Below are 4,081 nucleotides of genomic sequence, written 5' to 3'. Positions count from 1 at the left end.
GGTCAGGGGAGGGCGGGGGTGTCAGAACTGGAGGGACCAGGCGTTGATGTAGCCGGTGTCGTTGGTCCAGTTGTCGGTGACGCGGAGCTTCCAGGTGCCGTTGGCGGGCTCGGCGGAGGCGTTGACGGTGTAGGTGGCCTGGACGTGGTCGGCGCCGTCGTTGGAGTTGTAGTCCTTGAGGAGGTAGGCGGTGCCGTCGGGGGCGACCAGCTCGGCGCGGAGGTCGCCGCGGAAGGTGTGGCGGATGTCGACGGTGACGGAGAGGTTGGCGGGGGCGTTGCCGGTGACGCCGGTGACGGGCAGCGGGGACTCGGTGGTGGCGTTGTCGGCGATGGCGTAGTCCGCGGTGTTCTCGAACTTCTTGCCGGTGGGCGGCGGGATGGTGCCGCCGCTGCCGGTGAACAGGAGGCGGTTGGGGGAGCCGGCGCGGGCGTCGGTCACCTTGTCGGGCGTGGCGTCGGCCACCAGCTTCTCGCGGACCTGGGCGGGGGAGAAGGTCGGGTTGGCGGCCAGGACGAGGGCCGCGGCGCCGGCGACGTGCGGGGCGGCCATGGAGGTGCCGCTCATGGACTGGGTCGCGGTGTCCCCGGAGTTGGAGGTGGAGACGATGGCGTTGCCCGGGGCGAAGATGTCCAGGCAGGAGCCGTAGTTGGAGCCCTGGCCGTTGGACCAGCCGGTGGAGCGGGCGTCGTTGGCCGAGGTCGAGCCGACGGTGATGGCGGCCGGGGTGGAGGAGGGCGAGTACGAGCAGGAGTCGGCGTTGTTGTTGCCGGCCGCGACGACCCAGGTGACGCCGGAGGCGATGGAGGCGTTGATCGCGTCGTTGACGGACTGGGTCTTGCCGCCGCCGATGCTCATGTTGGCGACCGCCGGCTTGGCGCCGTTCTTGGTCACCCAGTCGATGCCCGCGAGAACCGGCGCCCAACTGCTGCCCGAGCTGCCCTGGCAGTTGAGGACGCGGACGCCGACCAGCTTGACGCCCTTGGCGACGCCGTGGGCGCTGCCGCCGACGGTGCCGGCCACGTGCGTGCCGTGCCCGTGGCAGTCGGAGGCGTTGGAGTCGTTGTCGATGAAGTCGTAGCCGCTGACCGCCCGTCCGCCGAAGTCGCGGTGGCTCAGGCGCACGCCGGAGTCCACGATGTAGGCGGTCACGTTGGAGGCGGTGGTGGGGTAGGTGTACGCCTTGTCGACGGGCAGGGAGCGCTGGTCGATGCGGTCCAGCCCCCAGGAGGGCGGGTTGGTCTGGGTGTCCACCGCGTAGGCGGCCGCGTCGGCCTCCACCCGGGCGACGGAGGGGTCGGCGGCCAGCTTCCTGGCCTGCTCCTCGGTCATGTTCACCGCGAAGCCGCGCAGGGCGGCGGTGTAGGTGTAGCGGACGCTGCCGGCGTGCCGCTTGGCCAGGGCCTTCGCGGAGGCGGGTATCTCGGCGCGGGCCACGCTGTCCTTGAAGGTGACGATGTAGGAGCCTTCGATGGCCCCGGCGCGGTCGGCGCCGACGATGCGGCCCTCTCCGCCGCCGGGCGGTACGGGTGCGGCGGCCGCCCCGGCGGTGGTGGCGGCCCCGACGAGCAGGGCGGCACTGGCGCCGACGGCGAGCAGGCGCCGGGCGACGCGGGCGTCGAACTCCATGGTTACTCCCTTGGGGGGCTGTCCCGGGCCCGGCTCGGGCTCGGGAGGCACCTGGACTGAGCGGCGAGTAGGCGCGCTCATGACAAGGTTGGCGATGGCGGTGACGGCGGTGCCGGGGGTCGGGCCGCGCGGAGTGGGGCTCCGCGCGGCACCGAGTCGGCACCCGCCCGACGGCCGCGTGGGGAGCGGCCGCCCCGCACCCGGAGTCCTGCCGGCGTAGGACCCCGGGCCGCGGGAGGCGTTGTCGGACCGCCCAGAGCTTCGGCCCCGGCGGCGCGGCCCAGCAATGCGTAGCGCTACCCAAAGAGGGAGGCCGCCGCGGACCGGGAGGCGGGGAGGCCGCCGGACGGGACCGTTCCGCCGGACGGGAGGGTGGTGCGGAACACCGGGCGGCGGCATGGCCGGTGGCGCCGCGGGCGTGCGACCATGGCGGGACGAGAGACTGTCCCGGCGCTCGTGCGGCCCCAGGCCCGAAGCGCCGGTTCACGGATCGCGGAAGTTGCCCCCGACCCGGGCATTCGCGACCCGCCATCGCGGCCGGCCGGGCCGGACCGCTGTGAGGCTCATGGACCCCCGGAAGGGGGCCGACATGCACGTCACCTCGACGACCACCATCAGCACGACGATCGACGGCGAGGCGGCGTCGATCACCCCGCACGGTGAGATCGACGCCGAGTTCCTGCCCCGCCTGTACGCCACGGCCCACGCCCTCCCCGACACGGTCACCCGGCTCACCTGGGACCTGGGGGACACCTCGTTCATGGACGTCTCCGGTCTCCACCTGATGTGCGAGCAGCGGGAGGACGCCCGGCGCGGCGGCCGCGCGGTGGCCTTCACCGGCCTGTACGAGCAGCCGCTGCGACTGCTGAAGCTGGCCGCCGACCTCTTCCCGGCGATGGCGTGGGAGGACTTCCTGCCCGCCGCGCCCGCGCACTGACGCGAGCGGCTCGCGCCGGTTCTCGACCACCACCGCACCCGCCCCGGCCCCCCGGCCCGGGCGGGTGCGGCTTTTCGTAGGTGGCCGCCCCCTATTGCGACCGTGCCCGTCGGGCGGGTAGACCACCGGGCCAAGGGGGTTGCGGCCCGGTCCGAGGAGGGGGCCGGGCCGCGGCCGCCCGGACGGCCGGTGGAAGGAGGACTCGGTGGAGCGACGATCCTTCGCTGAGCAGGGTGCGGGTGCGGAGCCGGGCGGCGGAAGCGGCTTCGCGGGGAGCGGGTTCGTCGGGCGCGGACCCGAGCTGCGCCGACTGCGGGAGGTCCTGGCCGCCGGGGCGTGCGTGGTGGTGGTGCGGGGGGAGGCCGGGACCGGGGTGTCCCGGCTGGTGGACGAGGCGCTGGGGCACCCGGCGTTCACCGGGTGGGCGCAGTTGCGCGGGGGATGTCCGCAGCCGGCGAGCGGTGCGGCGGCGGGCGGGGTGCGGTCGGGGGCGGTCGCCGACGCGCCGGCGGACGGGCTCGCGGACGCGCTGGCGGAGGCGCTGGCCGGGCTGCCGTACCGGCCCTCCTCGCAGGCGCGCCTGCCCGCGCTGACGGGGGTGGTGGGGCTGATCGTGCCCGAACTGGCCGACCGGCTGCCCGAGCCGCCCGCCTCGGCCGCCGACCCGGAGGTGCGCCGGGCGCTGCTGCCGCGTGCGATCCGGGTGCTGCTGGCGGTGCAGGGGGACACCGTGCTGGTGATCGAGGACGTGCACCGCGCCGACGCCGCCGGGCTGGAACTGCTGCACCGGCTGATCGAGTCGATGCCGCCGCGGCTGCGGGTGGTCGTCACCGAGCGGGTCGCGCCCGGGCTGCCGCTGTTCGGCGTCCGGGTGCCGCCCCGGGTGCGGGTGGCGGAGGTCGGCGTCCGGCCGTGGACGCCGGAGGAGACGGGCGCGTTCGTCCGGCGGTGGGTGGGCGAGCGGGCGTACGGGGAGGAGCCGGGACTCGCCGGACTGGTGCACCGGCGCACCGCCGGGCACCCGGGCGCGGCCGAGGCGCTGCTCGCCGAGGCGGCGGGCGGTGCGATGACGGGCGCGGCGGACCGGGGAGCGGTGGCGGCGGAAGCCGATCCCGCACCCGCCCCCGTCCCCGTACCCGTACCCGTATCCGTATCCGTAGACGTGGAGGAGACCGTGCCCGGTCGCGTACGGAGGACTGAGCCCGATCCCGTACGGGAGGCGGGGGCCGACGGCGTACGGGAGGCGGGGGCGCTGCTGGACGCCGTGGCGCGGGGCTTGGTCCCGGTGCGGGTGCGGCGGGAGTGGGCGTGGCGGTGGGGGCGGTTGACGGAGGACGCCCGGCGGGTGGTGCAGGCGGCGGCGGTGCTGGACCGGGCCGCGTCGGTGGGGGTGCTGGCCGAGGTGGCGGGGCTGGAGCCGGCGCGGGGCGAGGACGCCGCCGCGCTCGCCGTACGCCACGCGGTGCTGCGGGAGGAGGGGCCGTGCCTGGTCTTCCGGCATCCGCTGGACCGGGA

Annotated in this window: 3 protein-coding genes; 2 read left to right on the top strand and 1 reads right to left on the bottom strand. The window is 75.6% G+C overall.

Translation table 11 applies throughout. The features are described 5' to 3' along the window. Positions 1-21: 21 nt before the first annotated feature. The gene (locus C6N75_RS27450) at positions 22-1,629 is read right to left on the bottom strand and encodes a S8 family peptidase (RefSeq protein WP_105871565.1); all 1,608 of its coding nucleotides are present in this window, start codon (positions 1,627-1,629) and stop codon (positions 22-24) included. 589 nt (positions 1,630-2,218) lie between these two features. Between C6N75_RS27450 and C6N75_RS27445 the strand changes: the two genes are divergently transcribed. Continuing rightward, positions 2,219-2,566: an STAS domain-containing protein gene (locus C6N75_RS27445; RefSeq protein WP_105871566.1), complete on the top strand. Its 348-nt coding sequence runs from the start codon at positions 2,219-2,221 to the stop codon at positions 2,564-2,566. A 205-nt stretch (positions 2,567-2,771) separates the two neighbouring features. Continuing rightward, the coding region (locus C6N75_RS27440) for an ATP-binding protein (protein WP_146132694.1) at positions 2,772-4,081 on the top strand (1,310 nt) is incomplete at its 3' end.

This window comes from Streptomyces solincola (assembly GCF_002982015.1).
GTDB classification, from domain to species: domain Bacteria; phylum Actinomycetota; class Actinomycetes; order Streptomycetales; family Streptomycetaceae; genus Streptomyces; species Streptomyces solincola.
The sequence above is the reverse complement of the archived record's forward strand: the minus strand, read 5'-3'. Positions and strand labels throughout refer to the sequence as shown.